Source organism: Sulfitobacter sp. 1A15258, from assembly GCF_043557045.1.
In the GTDB taxonomy this organism is placed as follows: Bacteria; Pseudomonadota; Alphaproteobacteria; order Rhodobacterales; family Rhodobacteraceae; genus Sulfitobacter; species Sulfitobacter faviae.
In genome coordinates this window covers 25532-47798 of the sequence record NZ_JBIFFK010000007.1, presented here as the reverse complement: position 1 = coordinate 47798, position 22267 = coordinate 25532, and the positions used below count along the sequence as shown (strand labels likewise).

The window sequence follows — 22267 nt, the reverse complement described above, 5'->3', positions numbered from 1 at the left end:
AACGGCCCGGAGGGCGATGACAGGGATGGAATGAGAAGATGGATCAAAAGATTGCTCTGATAACAGGGGCCGGAAGCGGGGTGGGCCTTGCCTGTGCGCAGCGTTTGGCGAAGGACGGTTTCACCCTCGTGCTGACGGGGCGGCAGCAGGATAAGATCGACGCAGCCTGCGCGACCCTCGACGGGCAGGGGCATATCGCCGTGGCTGCCGATGTTGGGATCGAGGCGGAGGTCGATGCGCTTTTCGAGCGGGTGGAGACGACCTTTGGGCGGCTGGATTTGCTGTTCAACAATGCCGGGCGCAATGGCTCGGCAGTTGGGGTAGACGGCTTAAGCGTGGCGGAGTGGAACGACATCGTCGCGACCAATCTGACCGGGTCATTCCTCTGCGCCCGCGCGGCTTTTGCCCTGATGAAACGGCAGAGCCCCAAGGGCGGGCGGATCATCAACAACGGTTCAATCAGCGCCCATGTGCCGCGCCCTCTGTCGGTGCCCTATACGGCGACGAAACACGCGATCACCGGGTTGACCCGCGCGCTGTCGCTCGACGGGCGGGCGCATGACATTGCCTGCGGGCAGATCGACATCGGCAATGCGGCCAGCGAGATGACCGAGCGGATGAAGGAGGGCATTCTGCAACCAAATGGCAGCCGCATGTCCGAGCCGCGCATGGATGTGAACGATGTGGCCGAAACGCTGTCATATATGGCGAAGCTGTCACTCGACTCCAACGCCATGTTCGTCACCGTGATGGCCACCAAAATGCCCTTCGCGGGGCGCGGTTAAGCGGTCAAAGCACCTTGCCCGGGTTCATCAAATGGCCCGGGTCGAGGGTGGCCTTGATCTGCGCCATCAACTCCAGCGCGACCGGGTCTTTATATCGGCGCAGCTCGGCGCGTTTGAAGGTGCCGATGCCATGCTCGGCTGAGAAAGAGCCGCCCATCTGGTGCACGATATCATGCACGATCCGGTTAAAGGCCCCGTATTCGGCAAGGAACGCCGCATCCGCCATATCCACCGGGCGCGACAGGTTGAAATGCAGGTTGCCGTCACCGAAATGGCCAAAGGGGCAGGGGCGCAGGCCGGGCATGTGATCCATACAGGCTTGGATCGCCTCACGGATGAAATCCGCCACGCGCGACACCGGGACCGAAACGTCATGTTTGATCGACGCGCCTTCGGGTTTCTGCGCCTCTGACAGGTTCTCTCGCAGCGCCCAAAGCGCGTCTTTTTGTGCCTCCGAGGCGCCGATCACGGCATCGATGATCTCCTCCGCCTCGAACGCCGCTTCCAATGCGGTTTCCAGCCGGGCGTCGAGGTCTGTCGGCGCGCCATTGCCGGTGAGTTCGATCAGGCAATAGGCGGGATGCGCCTCGGCCATCGGATCGCTACAGCCGGGCGCGTGGTCGATCACCATTTGCAGGCCCAGCCGGTCGATATACTCGAATGTCGAAAGCGTGTCGGCGGTCTGGCCGCGCATCCGCGCATAGAGCGCGAGCGCCGGATCGGGGCCGGTGCAGGCCACCAGCGCGGTGGCCCGGGCGGTGGGTTTGGGAAAGAGTTTGATCACCGCCGCCGTGATGATGCCAAGCGTGCCTTCGGCCCCGATGAACAGGTGTTTGAGGTCAAAGCCGGTGTTGTTTTTCCGCAGGCCGTTCAGGTCATTCAGCACCCGGCCATCTGGCAGCACCGCTTCGATCCCCAGCACGAGGTCACGGGTATTGCCATAGCGCAGCACCGCCGTCCCGCCCGCGTTGGTCGAAAGATTGCCGCCGATCTGGCAGGACCCTTCAGAGGCGAGCGAGAGCGGGAAGAGCGCATCGACCTCATCCGCCGCGGCTTGGATATTGGCGAGGATGCAGCCTGCCTCAACCGTCATCGTGGCATTGGTCGGATCGACCGCGCGGATACGGTTCAGCCGGTCGGTCGTGAGGATAATGCCGCCATCGGGCACGCCGCCCCCCGCAAGGCCGGTGTTACCGCCCTGTGGTGTCACCGGCACCTGTGCCGCGTGGCACAGACGCATGCAGGCGGCGACCTCCTCGGTCGAGCCTGGGCGGATCAGCGCCAGCGCTGTGCCGCGCCGCAGTCCGCGATCTTCGATCAAACGCGCGTCGAAATCCTTGGCGTCGGTCACGACATTGGCGGCACCGATGGCGTCGCGCAGCGCGTCCAGCAGGGCGGCGTGGTCTTGCGCGTCCGTATCATCTGCGCGGGGCGGCGCGGTCAGGGTCGTCATCTGGGTCATCCTTCAGCGCTGGTCGGCGTCGACTTTTTTCGGAGCCGCGGCGCGCAGTTTGCTGATCGTGGTGCGGGTCGAGATCTGCTCGGGGTCGGTCACCAATTCGATCAGCGCCGGACGGCCACTCTCGCGGGCGCGGGTGAAGGCGGCGGCGAAATCCTCGGTCTTGGTCACCCGTTCGGCATGGGCGCCCAGACCTTCGGCCATCTTCACGAAGTCTTGGTTCTGCAAGGTGGTGCCCGAGATGCGTTCGGGGTGGTCGCGTTCCTGATGCATGCGGATGGTGCCGTAGATGCCGTTGTTGAACAGCAGCACGATGGGCCGCCCGCCATATTGCGCGGCGGTGGCGAGTTCATTGCCGCTCATCATAAAGCCACCGTCGCCGACGAAGGAGAGCGTCAGCCGCTTGGGGTCTGCAATCGACGCGGCCACGGCAGCAGGCACGGAATAGCCCATCGCGCCACAGGTGGAACCGACGATCCGGCCCGGGCGGCCAAAGCGGAGGAACCGCTGCGCCCAGCCGGTGTGGTTGCCCGCGTCGAGCGTGACCACCACATCGTCGGGCAGCTCATCGCGCAGTTGCGCAAGGGCCACCCCCATGTCGAGATCCCATTCCCCGCCATTGGGTGCTTCGGTATCGGTGAGGTAATCGGCATGCAGCTCGTCGCACCAATCGCCCCATGCCTCTGCCCGGCCCAGATCGACGCCATCCAAGGCAGCGGCCACAGCGACGGGCGCTGCCGCAATGCCCAAATCCGGCGAATAGACGCGGCCAATCTCATCCGCTTCGGGATAGAGATGCACCAGACGGGTCTCGGGGTTGGGCGATTGCATGGTGGTATAGGTCTTGGTCGTCATCTCACCCAAACGCGCACCGATCACAATGAGCAAATCCGCCTCACGTTGATGTGCGTAGAGGCTGGGCGCGGTAGAGGTGCCGAAATCGCCTGCATAGACGGGCGAGAGGTTGTTGACGATGTCTTGCCGCCGGAAAGAGGTGGTGACGGGGATCTTGTTGGCCTCGGCAAAGCGGGTGATGGCCGCCGCACTCTCATCCGACCAGCCAGAGCCGCCGAGCAGCAGCAGGGGCCGTTCGGCCTGCGCGATCTCGCTCTTGAGCATATCGAGGCTATCGGGCGACAGGCCGGCATGGGTGGCCGTAAAGGGCCGGGCATCGGCCACGGAAACCACCTCGGTCAGCATGTCTTCGGGCAGGGAGATCACCACCGGGCCGGGGCGGCCCGAGGTCGCCACGCGGAAGGCGCGGGCCATATATTCCGGCACCCGCGCCGGGTCATCGATCTGGGTGGCCCATTTGGCGATGGGGCCGAACATGGCGCGGTAGTCGACTTCCTGAAAGGCTTCGCGGTCGGTCGTGTCCCGGGCGATTTGGCCCACGAGCAGGATCATCGGCGTGCTGTCTTGCTGCGCGATATGCACCCCGATGGCCGCGTGGCAGGCACCGGGGCCGCGGGTGACCATGCAGATGCCGGGCTTGCCGGTGAGCTTGCCATAGGTCTCGGCCATATTCGCGGCCCCGGCTTCGTGCCGCGCGTTGATCAGGTTGAAACGGTCCTGCACGTCATGCAGCGCATCCAGCACCTCAAGGTAGCTTTCGCCGGGCACGCAATAGGCGGTGTCGGCACCGTGGATCAGCAGTTGATCCACAAGGACCTGTCCGCCGGTCCGCGCCTTGAGGGAAGTTTTTTGCAGCATGGAGAAGGCTCCGTTTCGTTCGTTCAAAGAGTTAAGTATGTGTGGCCGCTTGGCTCTCGGGGCTGGGGTTCCTGGCCTTTTGGAAGGCCAGGATCACGCCCGCGATGACCAGCCCCGAAGCGGTGAGCCGTAGATCGGGATAGATCAGCAAGAGCGACGCCCCGAACAGCACCACCGACAGCGGGTTGGACAGTCTACCGAAGTAGTAGCGCTGCAAGGCGGCGGCCAGCAAGATCACCCCGGTGGTTGCTTGCAACAGAACCAGCGTGATCTGCGTGACGGAGCCCTGCATCAGGATCGCCGGTTCATAGACGAACATGAAGGGCACGATAAAGCCGGTGGCGCCGAGTTTCACCGCAGCCCAGCTCGCCTCGACGATCTTGGCGTGCGATAGGGTGTTGGCCGCATAGACCGCCATGGCCACGGGGGGTGTGATGGCAGACAGGATGGCGAAGTAGAAGACGAAGAGATGCGCCGCTTCGACCTGCACGCCCAGTTTCACCAGTGCCGGCACCAGTAGGGCGACCTGCACGATATAGGCCGGTGTGGTCGGCATCCCCATGCCAAGGATGATGCCCGCAATCATCGACAGGAAGAGCGCGATGACCAGCGTGTCTTGGGCCGCTTCGATCACGAAGTTCGAGAAGGTCAGGCCAAGGCCGGTGATGTCGATCACGCCGACGACGATGCCCGCACAAGCACAGGCCGCGGCAATCGCCAGCACGTTACGCGCACCGCCTTCGAGCGCTTCGAGGATGTTGTCGACGGTGACGTAATGCCGTGTCGTCTTGCGCAGCGCCGCCACGGGCACGACCGACACGATACCGCAAAGCGCCGCATAGGGGGCCGAATAGCCCAGCATCAGCACGCCCACGATGATCGCCAGCGGCAGGAACAGATGGCCCCGCTCGACAAGAACGGTTTTCAGCGGCACTTGATCCTCTTTCGGGACCGAACCGATGCCCTTGCGCTTGGCCTCGAAATGGACCGCGGCGAAAAGGGCCACATAGAACAGGATCGCGGGCGCCAGCGCGTATTTCGCAACCGTGAGGTATCCCACGCCGAGGTATTCGGCCATGACAAAGGCCGCAGCCCCCATGACGGGCGGCATGATCTGCCCCCCGGTCGAGGCCACGGCCTCGACTGCGCCGGAGAAGGCGGGTTTAAACCCCATGCGTTTCATCAGCGGGATAGAGAAGGTGCCGGTCGTCATCACATTGGCCACGGCAGAGCCGGACACCGACCCGAAGAGGCCCGAGGTCACACAGGCCACCTTGGCCGGACCGCCGACCTGACGCCCGGTAAGCGCCACCGCGAAATCCATGAAGAGCTGGCCCACGCCCATCCGCTCGACCAAGGAACCGAAGAGGATGAAAAGCACCATATAGGTCGCGGAAACCGCGATCGGGATGCCGAAGATGCCTTCGGGCGTCATGAACAACTGTTCAAGGATCACCGAGGGCAGGGTCGAGGTGAAGGCGAGGCCGTAGCCGAGAAACAGCAGCGCCGTGATCGGCAGCATCGGCCCCAGCATCCGGCGCGTGGCCTCAAGCAACAGGACGACCAGCGTGATCCCCACCACGATGTCCATCGGCATCAGCGGGTCGACATAGAGGAAGCGTTGCGTGATGTAATTGAGGTTGAAGGACGGATAGAGCGCCGCGCCCAAGGCGACCAACCCGAGCACCACGTCATACCAGCGCGGCACATCATTGCGCAGCCCCTTGCGGTTGACGGTCAGGAAGATCAGCAAAAGCGCCAGAGCGACGTGCACGCCGCGCATGATATAGGGGTTGGGCGGGCCGACGAAGGCGACGTAGAGATGCCACACAGCCATACCGACCAGGATCAGCCTTGCTATGCGGGTAATCAGGGGCATCTTATCCAGAAGGATCGACAGTTGCATGGGGGTTCTCGCGTCTAGAGTGGAAGGCAGCCCTCGCGCGGCGGCGCGGGTGATGCGCGGGCGGCGGGGCCTATGGGGATGTGGGCCGGGCGGAGCGCAGGGCTCCGGCCGACCCGTTTCGCGTCAGGGGTGGATTACATCCCCGAGACGCCACGCTCTGCGTAGAACTCTTTCGCGGCGGGGTGGAAGGGCACGCCGATGTCGGTGGCCATTTCCTCTACCGTCAGGTTCGCCATGGACTTGCTGATCGCGGCAAAGCTGTCGTTGTTATCGGCAATCGCGCCGAGCACGGATTTGACGATCTCACCGTCATAGTCGCAGGGCGCGACCATATGGGTGTCATAGCTGATCGCGTGCACGGTTTCATCGAACCCGGGGTAGGCGCCCGCCTTGACTTCGCGGCGCTGGAAGGCGGCGTTTTTGTCTTTGAAGTGGGCAAAGGTCTCCTCATCCACGTCGATCAGGCGGATTTTGCGCGAGGAGGCCAGATCCATGACCGAGCCGGTTGGCAGGGACGACCCCAGTGTGAAGAAATCGGCCTGACCGTCTTTCATCTGCGAAGCAGAGTCGGAATAGGACGTGTTGGCGACGCTGTCGAGGTCGTCAAAGGTCATGTCCGCAGTCGACAAAAGCTCGCGCGTCAGGAATTCGCCGGTGTTGCCAAGCTGCTGTGTGGTCAGGCGTTTGCCCGTCATGTCGGCAATGGTCTTGATGCCGGAATCTTCAAGCGCGACGATCTGGAAATACTGCGGATAAAGGATGCCAAGGTTGCAGACATTGGTCGTGGGCTTGCGGAACGGCTCTTTGCCCGACAGGCTGTCCACGGTCGAGATCGAGTTGGCGAAGGCGATGCCGAAGCGGCCCGCGTCTACACCAACCACATTCGACACGCCCGCACCCGGCGTGACGGTGATGTCCATATCGGGGTTCTCACGCTCCACAATCGCCTTGATCGCGCCGCCTACGGGATACCACGAGCCGCCCTGCTGGCCGGTCGCCATGACAAAGCTCTGCGCATGGGCGGCGGCGCCTGCGACGGCGAAAAGGATGGTGGCCGCTGTGGTGCGACGGATCGATTTGAAGATGGGTGACATAGAAACTCCTCCCGAGTTTTGACTGTGTGTCGGCAGCTACTGGATGGGTTCCGGGCTCCCCCCTGACATCCTCTTGCCGTGATCCGCAGACTGCGGGGGAATCTTTAGCCTGTCAATTAAAAATACAAATTTACGGGTATTTCATCTTACTTGTAATGTTGTATTCTGCTTGTAACGTAACGGTAGGCCCTACCTTCTGATTATTGACAGCTTGTCATACAGGTGGTCCAATCGGCGAAAGGAAGTTGTTATTATGGCTGCAAATCTTCAGGCGACCGCGCCCCTCGTCGATGGTGCCACGCTAAGCGATCAGGTGACCGAGGTGCTGCGCCACAACGTCGTCAATGGCGTGTGGAACGTGGGCGATGTGCTGCCCTCCGAAACCACATTGGCCAGCGATTTCGACGTGAGCCGCACGGTGATCCGCGAAGCGGTCTCGCGCCTCAAGGCCGAAGGCATGTTGTCGAGCCGTCAGGGTCGGGGGGCCTTCGTCGCCAGCGATCGGCCCCGTCAGGGCTTTGCCATTCCTGAGCGCGATATGGAAAGCCAGCGCAAGCTTGAGCAGATCCTAGAGCTGCGCATGGGGCTTGAGATCGAAGCCGCTGCCATCGCCGCCGCCCGCGCCACCCCCGAGGCCCGCGCAGAGATTGAGCGTGCCGCCGCCGCCTATGATCAAAGCAACAAGATCGGCGGCCCGGCAGTGGCGGCAGGGGTCACTGCCGACCTTGATTTTCACCGCGCGGTTTGCGAGGCGACGGGGAACAGCTATTACCTCAGCCTGTTCAACTACCTTGTCGCCAGTCTGCGCGAGACCATGTTGGCCGGGCGGCTGCAAGCGTTGAAACGCGGTGGCGAAAGCCGGGATGCGATACAAGAGCACTACGACATCGCCGCCTCTATCGCCGAGGGTGACGCGGAACGCGCCCGCCAGCGGATGCGCGACCACCTCCAGATGTCGAGCGGGCGGCTCTTGGCACAGCTCAAGACTGAGGACGGGCTGGCAGAGTGACCATTCCTGCCGCCCTCCACGCCGCCCTTGCGCGGCCCAGCTCCCTGACCATCGCGCTCAGCGGGGGGATCGACAGCCTGACGCTCTCGGCTGCTGCGGCCAAGGTGCGCGGCGCGGCGGGCGTGACGCTTTGCCATGCGGTCTCACCCGCCGTTCCAGCGGCGGCGACCGCGCGGGTGAAGGATTTCGCCACCACTTGGGACCTGCGGCTGAAGCTGGTCGACGCGGGGGAGTTCGCCGATCCCGCCTATCGCGCGAACCCGGTCAATCGCTGTTATTTCTGCAAGTCGAACCTCTATGGCACTTTGGCGCGCATGGGGCCGCTGGTGGCGGCGGGCACCAATACCGATGATCTGTCGGACTACCGTCCCGGCCTACAAGCCGCGGCGGAGCACGGCGTGCTGCACCCTTTCGTCGAGGCGCAAATGTCCAAGTCGGATGTACGCACCTTGGCCCGCGCGCTCGGGCTGGGGGATCTGGCGGAACTGCCAGCCGCCCCCTGTTTGGCCAGCCGGATCGAGACCGGTCTGCGGGTGGAGCCTGCGGATCTGGCGGTGATCGACCGGGTAGAGACCCTGCTGCGTGAGGTCATGGGCAATATCACCCTGCGCTGTCGACGCCTGCGCGGGGGCTGGGTGATCGAGATTGATCCGCTTGCCTATGAAGACCTCTCTGCCCAGAAACGTGCAGCGATATTGACGCAGGTTCGGCAGGCCACGGATGACGGGCGCGCGGTCGATCTGCGGGCCTATTCAAGAGGAAGTGCATTTGTCCATCTCTAAGACCGGCCCCGACGGGCATCCAGACGTGACCTTTGACCGGGGCCGCGGGGGGCGTATCGGCATCGAAGAGGCCGTGCTTTGCGAGCATAAATCCGTGGCGCAGATCGCCGCCATCATCGGCGATGCGGCGGCAGAGGAACGGCGGCTGCTGCTGACCCGGCTGACGGCAGAGCAGTTCGCCGCGCTGTCCGCCGACTTGGCGCAACGGGTCGATTACTGCACCGCCTCGCGCACCGCCATTTTGGGAGAGATCGGGCCCTTGGCCAGCGCGCCGCGCATCGCCCTCGTCAGTGCGGGCACCTCTGATTACGCCCCCATGGCCGAGGCGCGGCGCACGCTGGCCTATGGCGGAATGGCGGCGACCGAGGTTTCGGACGTGGGCGTCGCCGGGCTGTGGCGTCTGCTCGCGCGGGAGGAGTTGCTGCGCGAGATGGATGTGGTGATCGTCTTTGCCGGGATGGACGCGGCGCTGCCCTCGGTCGTGGCCGGGCTGGTGCCGGGGGTGGTCATTGGTGTGCCGACCTCGGTGGGCTATGGTGTCGCCCGCGGCGGGAGGGTCGCGCTCGATTCGATACTCGCCAGCTGCGCGCCGGGGGTGACGGTGGTGAACATCGACAACGGCTATGGGGCTGCGACATCGGCTCTGCGGCTGGCCAATATGATGCGCCGCGCCGCGGCGGGAGGGTAGCCGGTGACAGCACCGAAACTGAAGATCAAGAAACGCCAGACATTGGCCGACCAGCTCTACGGGCAGGTTCTTGAGCAGATCGTGTCGAACAAGCTGGTGCAGGGGGAAAAGCTGCCGTCGGAGAACCAGATCGCCACCGCCTTTGGCGTGTCGCGCCCCGTGGTGCGTGAGGCGCTGCGCAAGCTGCAAGAGGACGGTCTGGTCGAGGCGCGGCGCGGCGTGGGCACCTTCGTGCGGCGGCGGCCTTCGGAAAAGCTGATCGAATATGCAACGGCGGGTTCCGTCGCCGGGCTGATGCGCGCGATGGAGGCGCGGATCACGATCGAAAAGGCCACCGCCCACATGGCCGCACAGCGCGCCAGCCCCAAGGATATCGCCCGGATCGAGGCAGCCTTGCAGACGCTGGAGGCATCGATGCAGGCGCGCGATCCGTCCTTTGACGCCGATTACCAATTCCACCGCGCCATCGCGGCGGCCTCGGGCAATGAGGTCTTCGTGCAGATGCTCGATTGCGCCCGCGGTTCGATCGAACAGGGGATCGACGTGGCGCAAAAGCTGACCCGCCAAGGATCTCAGGCGCGGATCGACGTGGTGATCAGCGAACATCGGGAAATTCTCGAAGCGATCCGCGCGGGCGACAGCGAAGTCGCGGGCGTGTCGATGGCCTATCACCTTTTGCAGGCGCGGGCCCGGATCACCGACCACGCCGGTATCGCATGACCCAAGCAAGCAGAAAGACCACCCCATGATCTACGACCACCGCACCTATTGCTGCCGCCCCGGCACGATCAAGAAACACCTCGCGCTCTATGCCGAATTCGGCTTCCCGGCGCAGCGCCGCATCCTAGGCGAGCCGGTGATCTATGCGCAGGTCGAGACGGGGGACGTGAATTCCTTCGTGCATATCTGGGCCTATAAGGACGCCGCCGACCGTGTCGCACGCCGGGCGCAGATGGCGGCGGACCCTGAGTGGCAGGCCTATCTCAAGAAAAGCGCCGAGGCGGGGTATTTGGTGAGCCAGACCAATAAGATCCTGATGCCCGTGCCGCTAGAGGGTTAAGCCGCGCCCCGGCCTGAGAGGTCAGGCCGGGGCAGCCTTCAGGTCACGAGGCAGGCCTCGTCGATGCCGCGCCCTTCGTGGAAGGCGCGGATGTTGCCCGCCCAATGGCCGACCATGCGCCGGAGGTTGTCCTCGCTATGGCCACCGATATGCGGCAGCGGCAGGACATTATCGAGGCGCAGCAGCGGGTTGTCCGGCTCCACCGGTTCTTGGGTAAAGACATCCAATGCCGCCCCGGCGATGCGCTTGTGGGTCAGCGTGTCGATCAGGGCCGCTTCGTCGATCAGCCCGCCGCGCCCGGTGTTCACCAAAAGCGCATCCGATTTCATCCGCGCCAGTGCCGCCGCGTCAATGGTGTGGTGTGACGCATCGGTCAGCGGCATGTGCAGGCTGACGATATCGCAGGTCTCAAGGATTTCATCGCGCTCGGCATAGTGCGCGCTGGTGCCTTCGGCTGGCCCCGACCGGCGGTAGTAGAGCACCTCGCAGTCAAAGCCCGTCAGCCGTTTCGCGACCAGTTGCCCAATGGCGCCAAAGCCGATCAGCCCGACCTTCTGACTGCTGAGATCACGCGCCCCGGGGACGATCTCGGGCACGATCCATTTGCCCGCGCGGGTGTTGTTGTAATGCAGCGGGATGCGGCGCAGCGCGGCGATCATCATGCCGATGGTCAGATCGGCGATGGTGGGCGCGTTGACCCCGGGGCTGCGCGCGACCGGCACACCCATCTCGCGCGCGACATCCAAGGGGATTTTGTCATACCCGGTGCCCCATTGATGCACGAGGCGCACGCTATCGGCCCCGCGCAGAACCGAGGCCGGAAGCCCCCGCCCGCGCGGAACGATATAGGCGGCACCTTTCACCGTCTTGGCGAAATCCTCTTCGGAATAGGACGCCGCAAAGCGCAGGTCGAGCCCTTCGGCATAGCCGCGCACCTTGTCTTGCATGTCCTGCGGCATCGCGTCGAGCACGGCGACGGGGCCGATCAACCCGCCGCTCATGCCGAAGCCCCGCGCAGGTCTTCGGGCAATAGCGCCTCAGGCAGGTTTTGGTAGGACACGGGCCGCAGGAAGCGGCGGATCGCCATTGTGCCCACTGACGTCGCGCCAAAGTTTGTGGAGGCCGGATAGGGGCCGCCATGCACCATGGCGTCACAAACCTCGACCCCGGTGGGGAAACCGTTCACCAGCACCCGGCCCGCTTTCCGTTCAAGGATGGGCATCAGCGCTTTGGCGGCATCGGTGTCGCCGTCGTCCATCTGAAGCGTCGCGGTCAATTGCCCCTCGAACCCTTTGGCGAGCTCTTGCATCTCATCGCCCGAGGACACCCGCAGCACCAGACCCAAGGGGCCAAAGACCTCCTCCCCAAGCGCGTGGTCTTGCAGGTAGGTATCGGCGTCGGTTTCAAACAGGTTCGGCTGGGCGGCGCGGCCTTCGCTGTCGTTGCTGACCAGCGCGCGGACGGCGTTGCGCCCGGTGAAACGTTCCTTGCCATCGCGGTAGGCTTTGGCAATGCCGTCGGTCAGCATGACCTGCGGGCCGACCCGCTCAAGCGCCTCTTTCGCGGCGGCGACGAATGCGTCGCCTTCGGCCCCTTTGGCCACGACCGCGATGCCGGGGTTGGTGCAGAACTGCCCCGCGCCCATGGTCAGCGACCCGGCCCAGCCCGCGCCGATCTCAGCGCCCCGATTGCGGGCGGCATCGGCCAAAACGAACATCGGGTTCACCGATCCCAACTCGCCAAAGAAGGGGATCGGCTCGGGGCGTTGGGCGCAGAGATCAAAGAGCGCGCGCCCCCCGCCGAGCGATCCGGTAAAGCCCACGGCCTTGATCAACGGATGCTGCACCAGCGTCTGCCCCACCTCGCGGCTGTTGGCGTGGATCAGGGAGAAGACGCCGGGGTGGATGTCGCATTTCTGGATCGCCGCGTGGATCGCTTCGGCCACAATCTCCCCCGTGCCGGGGTGGGCGGAGTGGCCCTTGACCACGACCGGACAGCCCGCCGCCAGCGCCGCGGCGGTGTCGCCGCCCGCGGTGGAGAAGGCCAGCGGGAAGTTCGACGCGCCGAAGACCGCGACCGGCCCGATGGGGCGCTGGATCATGCGGATATCCGGGCGCGGCATCGGCTGGCGTTCGGGCAGGGCGCCGTCAACGCGCCGGTCCAGATGCGCGCCTTTGCGGATGTGATCTGCAAAGAGGCGAAGCTGCCCGGTTGTCCGCCCCCGCTCTCCCTGAAGACGGGCTTCGGGCAGACCGGATTCGCGGGTGCCGATCTCGGTAATGGTCTCGGCACGGGCCTCCATCTCATCCGCGATGGTGTCGAGGAAGGCGGCGCGGGTCTCGCGGCTGGCATAGGCGTAGGACCAAAAGGCCTCCTCCGCCGCTTGGCAGGCACGGTCCACATGCGCCGGGGTGCCGCTTTGGAATTCGTCGCTTTCGCCGGTGGCGGGGGAATTGGCGAAGGTCTCTCCGCCGCCGACCCATTCGCCGGCGATCAGATGCTTGCCGTGGGGGTGAAATTTCGTGCTGTCCGCGGTCATGATCAATCCTTATGGGTTTGCTGTGTCAAAGTGGGGGAGGGCTGCGCCATGGTCTGCACCAGCGCATCCATCTGCCGGGTGAGCAGCCAAGCGTCGCCAGCAATGGCGACGAACTCGATACCCTCATCGAAATACTGTTGTGCAAGGTCAGCACCATAGCCGAGGATGCCCGCAGGCAGCCCGGCGGCATGGATGGCCGCTACCGCCTCGCGGATCTTCTCTTGGACATCGGGGTGCATCGGGTTGCCGGTATGGCCCATCGCGGAGGAGAGATCTCCCGGCCCGATAAAGATCGCATCGACCCCCGGCACGGCGGCGATTGCGGGGATTTCGGCCACCGCTTCGGGGGTTTCGACCTGCACGATCACGCATTGCGCCTCTGCATAGGTGCTGAGGTAATCGGTTTGCCGCGCGTAATCATTGGCGCGGATCGTGGCCGAGATGCCGCGCAGCCCTTCGGGCGGGTAGCGGGTCCATGATACGGCTTGGCGGGCGGCCTCGGCGGTCTGGATCATCGGGAACATCAGATTGCGCACGCCGATATCCAGCAGCCGCTTGGTCATCGTTTGGTCCGAGGATGGCATGCGCACAATCATCTGCGCATCGGGATTGGCACTGCCTGCCGCGCGCAGATGGTCGGTAATTTGGCTCAGGTCGTTGGGCGCATGCTCCATATCCAACAACAACCAGTCGATCCCGCTGCCCGCCGCAATCTCGGTCACCGTAGGAGAGCAAAGCGAGAGCCAAAAGCCCGACAGGCGGCTGCCGGGGCGGAGCGTTTGTTTCAGTGGTTTTGCCGACATTTTCGCGGCTCCTCCCTCAAATGGTATCGACAATTGGGGTGATACGGTAATATATCAGTTCGAGCAAGATGTGTTTTCCAACCTTTTTGTGATGATGTTTTAGCTGGCGAGGAAACCATGACCGAGACCAAGAAAACCGCCGATCAGCTGCGCAGCGCGCGCTGGTTCGCCCCCGACGATCTGCGCAGCTTTGGGCATCGGTCGCGTATGATGCAAATGGGTCTGGGCCCCGAAGATTGGGAGGGCCGTCCGGTGATCGGCATCCTGAACACTTGGTCCGAGATGAACCCCTGCCACCTTCATTTTCGTGACCGTGCGGAGGACGTGAAGAAGGGAATCGCGCAGGCCGGGGGGCTGGGGCTTGAGATCCCGACGATCTCGATCGACGAGAGTTTCACCAAGCCGACTTCGATGCTCTACCGCAACATGATCGCGATGGAGACCGAGGAGACGATCCGCTCGCACCCGCTCGATGGTGTGGTGCTTATGGGCGGCTGTGACAAATCCACGCCCGGTCTGACCATGGGGGCGATCAGCGCAGGCGTGCCGTTCATCTTCTTGCCCGCGGGGCCGATGCTGCGGGGCAATTACGCGGGCCGGGCGCTTGGCTCTGGCTCGGACGCGTGGAAGTTCTGGGATGAGCGTCGCGCGGGCACGATCTCGGCCGAGGAATGGGTCGGCGTCGAAGGCGGCATTGCGCGGTCCTACGGGCATTGCATGACGATGGGCACCGCCTCCACCATGACCGCGATTGCCGAGGCGATGGGGCTGACCCTGCCGGGGGCGACCTCGATCCCCGCTGCGGATGCGGGGCACAAACGGATGAGCGCCTCTTGCGGGCGGCGCATTGTCGATATGGTTTGGGAAGACCTGACGCCCGACAAGATCATCACGCCTGCCGCCGTGCAAAACGCGGCGACGGTGGCCATGGCGACGGGCTGTTCGACCAATGCGGTGGTGCATCTCTTGGCCATGGCGCGCCGCGCCGGGGTGGCGCTGGAGTTGAGCGGTCTCGACGCTCTGGGCCGCATCACGCCGCTGATCGCCAATATCCGCCCCTTGGGCAGCAGCGAATATCTGATGGAGGATTTCTATTTCGCGGGCGGGCTGCGGGCGCTGATGGACCAGTTGGGCGACAAGCTCGACCGGTCGGCCATCACCTGCACCGGCAAACCGCTGGAGGAGGGGATTGCGAATGCGCCTGTCTATAATGACGACGTGATCCGGCCCCTGTCGAACCCAGTCTATAAAGAAGGCTCGCTTGCCGTGCTCAAAGGCAACCTTTGCCCCAATGGCGCGGTGATCAAACCGGCGGCCTGCGATCCGAAGTTCCACCATCACGAAGGCCCGGCGCTGGTCTTTGACAGCTACCCCGAGATGAAAGCCGCCATCGACGACGAGAATCTCGATGTGACGCCCGACCATGTGCTGGTGCTGCGCAACGCAGGGCCGCAGGGCGGGCCGGGGATGCCTGAATGGGGGATGCTGCCGATGCCCAAGGCGCTGCTGAAACAGGGGCACCGCGACATGCTGCGGATCTCGGATGCGCGGATGTCGGGCACCTCTTACGGCGCTTGCATCCTGCATGTCGCGCCGGAGTCTTTCGTGGGCGGGCCGTTGGCGCTGCTGAAAACGGGCGACATCGTGCGCATGGATCTTGAGGCGCGCACCCTCGACATGCTGGTGGATGAGGACGAACTCGCCGCCCGCCGCGCCGCGTGGAAAGCGCCCGAGCCGCGGTTCGAGCGGGGGTGGGGCTATATGTTCCAGCGCCATGTGGGGCAGGCCGATCAGGGCTGCGACTTCGACTACCTTACCGCGGCCTTCGGCCAAGCGGCGGGCGAGCCGGATATCTTCTGAGAGGGGCTGGCAATGACACATGATCTATCGAAAGCGCTTACCGGCATCTCGGGCATCCTTGTGACGCCCTATGACGCAGGCGGAGAGATCGCGCCGCGCAAGCTGGCACCGATCATCGACCGCGCACTTGCCGCCGGGGTGCATATCCCGGTGGTGAACGGCAATACCGGCGAATATTACGCGCTGACCAATGATGAGGCCTGCACCATGGTGCGCGAGGTGGCGCAGATGGTCGATGGGCGCGCGCCGCTGCTTGCGGGGGTCGGGCGCGGCATTCGCGATGCCTGTGCACTGGCCAAGGCAAGCGCTGAGGCGGGGGCGGATGCGCTGATGATCCATCAGCCGCCCGATCCCTTCGTCTCCCCCCGTGGTACGGTCGATTATGTGCGCGCAGTGCGGGATGCCTCGGGCGGGCTGCCGGTAATGCTGTACCTGCGCAATGACGCGATGGGGCCCGAGGGCATCGCGCGGCTGTGCGAGGTCGACGGGGTGAAGGGCGTCAAATGGGCCACGCCGAACCCCTTGAACCTTGCCCGCGCGATCGAAGCGGCGCCGAAAGACATCGTCTGGGTCGGCGGTCTGGCCGAGGTCTGGGCGCCGCCGCTCTATGCCGTGGGGGCGCGGGGCTTCACCTCGGGCCTGATCAACGTCTGGCCCGAGCGCTCGGTCGCCATCCACGCGGCACTCGACGCAGGCGACTACGGCGAAGCGAACCGCCTCATCGCCGGGATGCGCGCCTTTGAGGACATCCGCGCGGAAGAGCATAACGGCACCAATGTCACCGGCGTCAAAGCCGCCCTTATGGCCATCGGACAGGATTGCGGCCCCACGCGCCCGCCTTCCGCATGGCCGCTGACGGAACAGCAGCAGGCGGTGTTGGATCAATTCGTGAAAGACAATCAACTGAAGGGAGAGGCGGCATGAGCCCCGAACTAAGCGAGAAACTCCAAGCGGTCTCGGTCGCGACATTGGCGACGGCGCTGTATAAGCGCGGGCTGCGCAATCAGGTGGTGCAGGGGGTCGGTCCGGTTGCCGCCAAGGGGCGCAACATGGTCGGACCGGCCTTCACCCTGCGCTATATGCCCGCCCGCGAAGACCGCAACCAACTGGTCGAATTCCGCAATCCCGAACATCCGCAGCGCGTCGCGATCGAGACCTGCCCGGAGGGCCATGTGTTGGTGATGGACAGCCGCAAGGATGCCCGCGCCGCCAGCGCCGGTGACATCCTGATCACCCGGCTGATGATGCGCGGCGCGGCGGGTGTGGTGACCGACGGGGGCCTGCGCGATGCGGCGACCATCGGCGCGCTTGAGATCCCCGCCTATCACGCGCGGCCCTCCAGCCCCACGAACCTGACGCTGCATGAGGCGATTGAGATCAACTGCCCCGTGGGCTGCGGCGATGCCCCGGTCTTTCCCGGTGATATCGTGGTGGGCGACGACGACTGCGTGATCATCATCCCCGCGGATATCGCCGAAGAGGTGGCCGAAGAGGCTGTCGAGATGACCGCCTATGAAGATTTCGTCGTGGAACAAGTTAAAGGCGGCGCGGGGATCATCGGGCTTTATCCGGGCACCAAGCAAGAAAACCTCGATAAATTCGCGGAATGGCGCAAGGCCAACAACCGCTGAATCAAGGCTTTTCCGGGGTGAAATACTCCGGGAAAGCCGCCCGCTTCTCGGTCATGCGGTCAACGGTGCGTTGTAGGTGCTGGCGCAGCGCCTCCATCGCGGCAGGGGCATCGCCCGCTTCGATCCCGTCGAGGATCCGGCTGTGGCCGCCGATCACGTCCTTGTTGTTCAGAATGCGGCCCGCCTCATCGATGTCGTCCAGATGCAGGCGGCGCAGGCGTTCCAAATGGCCCGCATGGCTGCGCATGATGCGCTGGCTTTGCACATGGCCCGCCGCCACGAAGAGGGTCTGGTGAAACACCTCGTCCAACTCCTGAAAGGTCGGCACATCGCCGGGTTGGTCCGAGATGCTGCTTTGCAAAGCGACGATGCTGCGCAGACGGGTGAGGGCTTCGGGCGCGATCTCGGCGGCCAAACGGCGCACGACTTCGGTCTCAAGCGCGATGCGCATGAATTGCGCCTCGCGGATTGCCGACATGTCGATCGGCGTGACCAGCGTGCGCGATTGCGGGTAGATCTTGACCAGCCCTTCTTTGGCCAACTGTTGCAGCGCATCGCGCAGCGGCGTCAGGCTGACGCCATGGGTCTCGGCCAGTTCGGCGCGCAGCAGCGGCGTACCGGGCGGCAGGTCGAGCCTTACGATCTGATCGCGCAGCGTGGCGTAAACCCCGCGCCCCGTGGGCCCGCCCTCAAACAGACCCAAGTCGGCCCCACCGCCAAGGATGCTTTTGGCAAGGGTCTGTGCGCTCTGCGCGGCGGGTTTCTTCGATGCGGTCATGCGGGCTCTTCCATAGCTTTTAAATCTAATATATCAGTTAATGACATCTTACCGAAGCGGTTTTTTCGACACCCGAGGGAGGGGAGCTTCCAATGGACAGCCAGACCATGCAAGAGGACAGACGCGCAAAGGTGATGCTGCTGTCACCGACGGATAACGTGGTCGTGGCAACCGCGGCGGTTCCCCGTGGCGCGGTATTGCCGCAAGACGGGCTGCGTGCCAACCATGATACGCCCCAAGGTCACAAGATCGCGATCCGCCCAATCCAACGCGGCGCGCCGATCCTAAAATTCGACACGGTGATCGGCTATGCGGCAGAAGAGATCGCCGCAGGCGATTGGTTGCACAGCCATAACATCAAGTTCGACGCGGTCGACAAAGACTATGCCTTTGCCCGCGATTATACCCCGACCAAGCTGCTGCCACCGCAAGATCGCGCGCAGTTCATGGGCATCCGCCGCGCGAATGGCCGGGTGGGCACGCGCAACTACATCGGGCTTTTCGTCACGGTGAACTGCTCAGCCACCGTGGCGCGCAAGATCGCCAATTACTTCGACGAAGAGCGGATGGAGACATGGGAGAACGTCGACGGGGTGATCCCCTTCATCCACGAATCCGGCTGCGGAATGGAGCTCACGGGCGAGCCGATGGACCTGCTGCGCCGCACACTCTCGGGCTATATCCGCCACCCCAATCTGGCCGGGGCCGTGGTGCTGTCGCTGGGTTGTGAGCGCAACAACCTCGCCCAATTCTTTGAAGAGGAGGGGTTGGCCGAAGGCAAGATGCTGCGCTGCGTCACCATGCAACATGTCGGCGGCACGGCCCGCGCGATTGCCGAAGGCAAAGAAGCGGTGCGCGAAATGCTGGATCAGGCCAACGCCGTCCGGCGTGCGCCCTGTTCGGCGAAACATATCACCATCGGGATGCAATGCGGCGGGTCGGACGGGCTTTCGGGGCTCTCGGCCAACCCCGGTCTGGGGGCGGCGGCGGATATCCTCGTGCGCAACGGCGGCACGGCGATCCTTTCGGAAACGCCCGAGATTTTTGGCGTCGAACACCTGCTGACCCGGCGCGCCTGCAGTGAAGCGGTGGGGCGCAAGCTGGTCGAACGCATGGATTGGTGGCTGGACTATACCAAGGGCCGCGACACGCAGATCAACGGCGTGGTCAGCCCCGGCAATCAGGCAGGCGGGCTGGCAAATGTGCTAGAAAAATCGCTCGGCGGGGCCAAGAAAAGCGGCAGCACGGGGCTGATGGAGGTCTACCGCTATGCCGAACCCGTGACGCAAAAGGGGCTGGTCTTCATGGATACGCCCGGCTTCGATCCCGTCTCGGCCACCGGGCAGATCGCGGGGGGTGCGAACCTGATCTGCTTTACCACCGGGCGCGGGTCTTGCTTTGGCTCTTACCCCTCACCGACGATCAAACTCGCCTCCAACACGCCGATGTTCACCAAGATGCAGGACGATATGGACATCAACTGTGGCACCGTGATCGACGGGGAGCAGAGCCTAGAGGAGCTGGGCCAAACGATCTTCGAGCGCATCCTTGCCATCGCCTCGGGCGAGCAAAGCAAATCCGAAGCGCTCGGCGTGGGCGAAGAGGAATTCGCGCCTTGGCCGATTGGGGTCACGGGGTAACAGATGTCGAAGGGGACAGCGCAGATGAAACCGAACTATGTGAAACTGGTCGAGGATACGCCGCTGCCGCGCATGGCGCTTTGCCGTCAGACTTTTGCCGCGACCCAGATCGACGACCCGCGCGCCGCCGTGGCAGAGGCGATGCAGGCCGATTGCGCGGGCAAGATCAAGCCGGGCATGTCCATCGCCATCACCGCAGGCAGCCGCGGGCTGGCGAACCTGCCGGAACTGCTGGCCGCCATCGTGGCCGAGGTCCGCGCGCGCGGGGCGCATCCCTTCGTCGTGCCCGCCATGGGCAGCCACGGCGGCGCCACCGCAGAGGGGCAGACCGCGCTGCTGGCGAAACTGGGCGTGACCGAAGAGAGCCTCGGTTGCGAAATCCGCTCTTCGATGGAAACCGATGAGATCGGCGTGCTCGACAACGGCATGTCGGTGCGGATGGACCGCCACGCCAATGCCGCCGATGGGATCATCCTGTTCAACCGGATCAAGCCGCATACCTCTTTCCGCGCGCCAAACGAAAGCGGGCTGGCCAAAATGCTCTCGATCGGGTTGGGCAAGCAATCGGGGGCCGAAACCTGCCATTCCCGTGGCATCGATAACGTCGGCATCTTCGTGGCCAAAATGGCGCGGATGAAGCTGGCGCGCTGCAAGGTGCTGTTTGGCATCGGCACGATTGAGAATGCCTATGACGGGCTGGCGCAGGTCGTGGCGCTTGACAGCGACGGGATGCTGGAGGCCGAAGCGCCCTATCTGCAAGAGGCTATGCGCAACATGCCCCGCCTGCCGCTGGGGCCGCTGGACGCGCCTTCGGCCTCGGGCGATCTGGATGTGCTGGTGGTGGATGAGATCGGCAAGGAGTTCTCTGGCACCGGGATGGACCCCAATATCACCCATCGGTTTTCGAGCGAGAAGATGCAGGTCCATCTGCATATCTCGCGGCTGGTGGCGCTTGGCCTGTCGCCGCGCAGCAATGGCAACGGCAATGGCGCGGCGCGGGCGGATGTGATCACGCAGCGGTTGGAACAGGACTTCGACCGCGAGGCGGTCTATGCCAATGCCATCACCTCGCAGGTGTTGAAACAGTCGAAAATCCCGATGGTCATGCCCTGCGACCGCACCGCGATCCAGACAGCGGTCAAGACCTGCGGGGCCGAGGATATCACCAAGGTCCGGCTTCTCCGCATTCCCAACACGCTGAAGCTTGAGTATCTCTATGCCTCTGAGGCGATGCTGCCGGAACTGCGCGACCGTCCGGGGCTTGAGGTGATTGGCGATCTGCAAGAGATGCAGTTCGACGGCGGCCTGCTGCGCAACCCTTGGCCGGAGGGGCATTGATGCGGGGGCAGGGGCTTCACCTACACCTCGACCCCGTTGGCGGGGCGGCGGGGGATATGTTCATCGCGGCGATGTTGCATGCCTTCCCCGATCTGGCCGAACGCGCCTTGGCCGATGTCGCCGCCGTGCTTCCGGCCGAGGTGGGCCATGCGGAACTGAGCGAACATGTGGCTTCGGGCATCACCGCGCGGCGGTTCGAATTGGTGCTGGCCGCACCCGATGCAGCCAGACGCCACGGGGCCGAGACGACCTACCGCGCGATGCGCGAACTTTTGGAAAACGCGCCGCTGTCCGAGGGCACGGCTCAGGCCGCCTGCGCGATCCTCCGCCGGATTGCCGAGGCCGAAGCGCAGGTGCACGACATCCCCATCGACCGGGTGCACTTTCACGAGATCGCGGATTGGGACGCGCTGATGGACGTGACCGCCGCGGGCAGCATCTGCGCCGCGCTGTCGGGGGCGACCGTCTCGCTCGCCCCACTGCCTCTGGGCGGCGGGCTGGTGGAAACGGCGCATGGCAAACTGCCCGTTCCCGCACCGGCGACCGCGCTGATTTTGCAGGGCTACGACTGGCATGACGATGGCGTTGCGGGTGAAAGGGTCACCCCCACGGGTGCTGCGATCCTTGCGCATGTCACTGGCGGCAGCCCCACCGCCAGCCGCCCACCGGGGCGGCTGCGCTGTACCGGGTCGGGCGCGGGTATGCGGGTGATGAAGGGCCTGCCGAATATCCTGCGGGTCAGCGTTTTTGACACCGCCTCGGGCGGTATCGCCCAAGACAGTCTGGTGCAATTCGCCTGTGATATCGACGACATGACGGGCGAAGAACTCGGCGCGGCGGTGGACCGTCTACGGGCGATGGACGGCGCGGTCGATCTGCTGATGCTGAACGGGCAGGGCAAGAAATCCCGCCCGGTGACGCGCCTTGAGGTGTTGGTGCAGCCGCAGGCTGCCGACCGGATCGCGGCGCGGGTCTTTGATCTGACCTCGACGCTCGGCCTGCGCCGGACACGGGTGGAGCGTTTGATCCTCCCGCGGGAGAGTGATGACAGCGGGCCGCTCCGCCGCAAGCGTGCGCAGCGGCCAAGTGGGCAGGAAACCACCAAGGTCGAAAGCGATGATTTGGCCGATGCCGAGACCCTGCACGACCGCCGCAAACGTGCCCGCGCCGCCGAAGTCTAGG

General features: G+C 64.4%; 20 protein-coding genes. 12 read left to right on the top strand and 8 right to left on the bottom strand.

Annotated features, from left to right (window positions below; genetic code table 11):
* The first annotated feature begins 38 nt into the window (after window positions 1-38).
* Window positions 39-785 carry an SDR family oxidoreductase gene (locus tag ACGYK9_RS14555; RefSeq protein ID WP_394411412.1) on the top strand — a complete coding sequence of 249 codons (747 nt, stop codon included), beginning with the start codon at window positions 39-41 and terminating at the stop codon, window positions 783-785.
* A gap of 4 nt (window positions 786-789) precedes the next feature.
* Here ACGYK9_RS14555 and ACGYK9_RS14550 read toward each other — a convergent pair whose 3' ends face one another.
* From ACGYK9_RS14550 to ACGYK9_RS14535, 4 genes are all read right to left on the bottom strand, one after another.
* Window positions 790-2238 (bottom strand): FAD-binding oxidoreductase, encoded by a 1449-nt coding sequence (locus ACGYK9_RS14550; RefSeq protein WP_394411415.1) that lies wholly within the window; start codon window positions 2236-2238, stop codon window positions 790-792.
* A gap of 12 nt (window positions 2239-2250) precedes the next feature.
* Window positions 2251-3957 (bottom strand): thiamine pyrophosphate-binding protein, encoded by a 1707-nt coding sequence (locus ACGYK9_RS14545; RefSeq protein WP_394411418.1) that lies wholly within the window; start codon window positions 3955-3957, stop codon window positions 2251-2253.
* Window positions 3958-3988: 31 nt separating this feature from the next.
* Entirely contained in the window at window positions 3989-5863 is a 1875-nt protein-coding gene (locus ACGYK9_RS14540) for a TRAP transporter permease (protein WP_394411421.1), read from the bottom strand.
* Between the two features lie 134 nt (window positions 5864-5997).
* Window positions 5998-6957: a TAXI family TRAP transporter solute-binding subunit gene (locus ACGYK9_RS14535; RefSeq protein ID WP_394411424.1), complete on the bottom strand. Its 960-nt coding sequence runs from the start codon at window positions 6955-6957 to the stop codon at window positions 5998-6000.
* Between the two features lie 253 nt (window positions 6958-7210).
* Between ACGYK9_RS14535 and ACGYK9_RS14530 the strand changes: the two genes are divergently transcribed.
* From ACGYK9_RS14530 to ACGYK9_RS14510, 5 genes are read left to right on the top strand one after another with little or no spacing between them, the layout of a single operon-like run.
* The gene (locus ACGYK9_RS14530; protein ID WP_073037919.1) at window positions 7211-7966 is read left to right on the top strand and encodes a FadR/GntR family transcriptional regulator; all 756 of its coding nucleotides are present in this window, start codon (window positions 7211-7213) and stop codon (window positions 7964-7966) included.
* Window positions 7963-8748 (top strand): adenine nucleotide alpha hydrolase, encoded by a 786-nt coding sequence (locus tag ACGYK9_RS14525; RefSeq protein ID WP_394411427.1) that lies wholly within the window; start codon window positions 7963-7965, stop codon window positions 8746-8748. The genes ACGYK9_RS14530 and ACGYK9_RS14525 overlap by 4 nt, the downstream gene beginning before the upstream one ends.
* Window positions 8735-9436, top strand: coding sequence for a nickel pincer cofactor biosynthesis protein LarB (gene larB, locus ACGYK9_RS14520; RefSeq protein WP_394411430.1), 702 nt, complete (start codon window positions 8735-8737; stop codon window positions 9434-9436). The genes ACGYK9_RS14525 and larB overlap by 14 nt, the downstream gene beginning before the upstream one ends.
* A gap of 3 nt (window positions 9437-9439) precedes the next feature.
* Complete coding sequence (locus ACGYK9_RS14515) at window positions 9440-10156, top strand: FadR/GntR family transcriptional regulator (protein WP_394411433.1); 717 nt, start codon at window positions 9440-9442, stop codon at window positions 10154-10156.
* Between the two features lie 25 nt (window positions 10157-10181).
* Window positions 10182-10496: an NIPSNAP family protein gene (locus tag ACGYK9_RS14510; protein WP_394411436.1), complete on the top strand. Its 315-nt coding sequence runs from the start codon at window positions 10182-10184 to the stop codon at window positions 10494-10496.
* A gap of 38 nt (window positions 10497-10534) precedes the next feature.
* On the opposite strand, the gene ACGYK9_RS14505 is transcribed toward ACGYK9_RS14510, so the two are convergent.
* Genes ACGYK9_RS14505 through ACGYK9_RS14495 form a run of 3 tightly spaced genes read right to left on the bottom strand, consistent with a single transcriptional unit; the run spans window position 10535 to window position 13838 of the window.
* Entirely contained in the window at window positions 10535-11497 is a 963-nt protein-coding gene (locus ACGYK9_RS14505; protein ID WP_394411439.1) for a 2-hydroxyacid dehydrogenase, read from the bottom strand.
* The gene (locus ACGYK9_RS14500) at window positions 11494-13035 is read right to left on the bottom strand and encodes an aldehyde dehydrogenase (NADP(+)) (protein ID WP_394411442.1); all 1542 of its coding nucleotides are present in this window, start codon (window positions 13033-13035) and stop codon (window positions 11494-11496) included. The genes ACGYK9_RS14505 and ACGYK9_RS14500 overlap by 4 nt, the downstream gene beginning before the upstream one ends.
* A 2-nt stretch (window positions 13036-13037) precedes the next feature.
* Entirely contained in the window at window positions 13038-13838 is an 801-nt protein-coding gene (locus ACGYK9_RS14495; protein ID WP_394411445.1) for an HpcH/HpaI aldolase/citrate lyase family protein, read from the bottom strand.
* A gap of 117 nt (window positions 13839-13955) precedes the next feature.
* Here ACGYK9_RS14495 and araD point away from each other — a divergent pair, with 117 nt between their 5' ends.
* From araD to ACGYK9_RS14480, 3 genes are read left to right on the top strand one after another with little or no spacing between them, the layout of a single operon-like run.
* Window positions 13956-15698, top strand: coding sequence for an L-arabinonate dehydratase (gene araD / locus ACGYK9_RS14490; protein WP_394411448.1), 1743 nt, complete (start codon window positions 13956-13958; stop codon window positions 15696-15698).
* A 12-nt stretch (window positions 15699-15710) separates the two neighbouring features.
* Window positions 15711-16622, top strand: a complete 912-nt coding sequence (locus ACGYK9_RS14485) for a dihydrodipicolinate synthase family protein (RefSeq protein ID WP_073037906.1) — start codon at window positions 15711-15713, stop codon at window positions 16620-16622.
* On the top strand, window positions 16619-17329 hold the full coding sequence (locus ACGYK9_RS14480) for a ribonuclease activity regulator RraA (RefSeq protein WP_394411451.1): 711 nt from the start codon (window positions 16619-16621) through the stop codon (window positions 17327-17329). Before ACGYK9_RS14485 ends, ACGYK9_RS14480 begins: the two co-directional genes overlap by 4 nt.
* 1 nt (window position 17330) lies before the next feature.
* Here the strand turns inward: ACGYK9_RS14480 and ACGYK9_RS14475 are convergent, their stop codons facing one another.
* The gene (locus ACGYK9_RS14475) at window positions 17331-18107 is read right to left on the bottom strand and encodes a GntR family transcriptional regulator (RefSeq protein WP_394402883.1); all 777 of its coding nucleotides are present in this window, start codon (window positions 18105-18107) and stop codon (window positions 17331-17333) included.
* 92 nt (window positions 18108-18199) lie between these two features.
* On the opposite strand from ACGYK9_RS14475, the gene ACGYK9_RS14470 reads away from it, so the two are divergent.
* The 3 genes from ACGYK9_RS14470 to ACGYK9_RS14460 are packed head-to-tail and all read left to right on the top strand — an operon-like array spanning window position 18200 to window position 22266.
* Entirely contained in the window at window positions 18200-19747 is a 1548-nt protein-coding gene (locus tag ACGYK9_RS14470) for a UxaA family hydrolase (RefSeq protein ID WP_394411454.1), read from the top strand.
* Window positions 19748-19771: 24 nt separating this feature from the next.
* A complete protein-coding gene (locus tag ACGYK9_RS14465; RefSeq protein WP_394411457.1) occupies window positions 19772-21085 on the top strand; it encodes a lactate racemase domain-containing protein in 1314 nt (437 codons plus the stop codon).
* A complete protein-coding gene (locus ACGYK9_RS14460; protein ID WP_394411460.1) occupies window positions 21085-22266 on the top strand; it encodes a LarC family nickel insertion protein in 1182 nt (393 codons plus the stop codon). The genes ACGYK9_RS14465 and ACGYK9_RS14460 overlap by 1 nt, the downstream gene beginning before the upstream one ends.
* Window position 22267 lies beyond the last annotated feature (1 nt).

Bases quoted from the DNA above. Each gene is read 5' to 3' on its own strand.
- ACGYK9_RS14555 (WP_394411412.1), top strand. From the start codon at position 39: ATGGATCAAAAGATTGCTCTGATAACAGGGGCCGGAAGCGGGGTGGGC.
- ACGYK9_RS14550 (WP_394411415.1), bottom strand. From the start codon at position 2,238: ATGACGACCCTGACCGCGCCGCCCCGCGCAGATGATACGGACGCGCAA.
- ACGYK9_RS14545 (WP_394411418.1), bottom strand. From the start codon at position 3,957: ATGCTGCAAAAAACTTCCCTCAAGGCGCGGACCGGCGGACAGGTCCTT.
- ACGYK9_RS14540 (WP_394411421.1), bottom strand. From the start codon at position 5,863: ATGCAACTGTCGATCCTTCTGGATAAGATGCCCCTGATTACCCGCATA.
- ACGYK9_RS14535 (WP_394411424.1), bottom strand. From the start codon at position 6,957: ATGTCACCCATCTTCAAATCGATCCGTCGCACCACAGCGGCCACCATC.
- ACGYK9_RS14530 (WP_073037919.1), top strand. From the start codon at position 7,211: ATGGCTGCAAATCTTCAGGCGACCGCGCCCCTCGTCGATGGTGCCACG.
- ACGYK9_RS14510 (WP_394411436.1), top strand. From the start codon at position 10,182: ATGATCTACGACCACCGCACCTATTGCTGCCGCCCCGGCACGATCAAG.
- ACGYK9_RS14505 (WP_394411439.1), bottom strand. From the start codon at position 11,497: ATGAGCGGCGGGTTGATCGGCCCCGTCGCCGTGCTCGACGCGATGCCG.
- ACGYK9_RS14500 (WP_394411442.1), bottom strand. From the start codon at position 13,035: ATGACCGCGGACAGCACGAAATTTCACCCCCACGGCAAGCATCTGATC.
- ACGYK9_RS14495 (WP_394411445.1), bottom strand. From the start codon at position 13,838: ATGTCGGCAAAACCACTGAAACAAACGCTCCGCCCCGGCAGCCGCCTG.
- araD (WP_394411448.1), top strand. From the start codon at position 13,956: ATGACCGAGACCAAGAAAACCGCCGATCAGCTGCGCAGCGCGCGCTGG.
- ACGYK9_RS14485 (WP_073037906.1), top strand. From the start codon at position 15,711: ATGACACATGATCTATCGAAAGCGCTTACCGGCATCTCGGGCATCCTT.
- ACGYK9_RS14480 (WP_394411451.1), top strand. From the start codon at position 16,619: ATGAGCCCCGAACTAAGCGAGAAACTCCAAGCGGTCTCGGTCGCGACA.
- ACGYK9_RS14475 (WP_394402883.1), bottom strand. From the start codon at position 18,107: ATGACCGCATCGAAGAAACCCGCCGCGCAGAGCGCACAGACCCTTGCC.
- ACGYK9_RS14470 (WP_394411454.1), top strand. From the start codon at position 18,200: ATGGACAGCCAGACCATGCAAGAGGACAGACGCGCAAAGGTGATGCTG.
- ACGYK9_RS14465 (WP_394411457.1), top strand. From the start codon at position 19,772: ATGAAACCGAACTATGTGAAACTGGTCGAGGATACGCCGCTGCCGCGC.
- ACGYK9_RS14460 (WP_394411460.1), top strand. From the start codon at position 21,085: ATGCGGGGGCAGGGGCTTCACCTACACCTCGACCCCGTTGGCGGGGCG.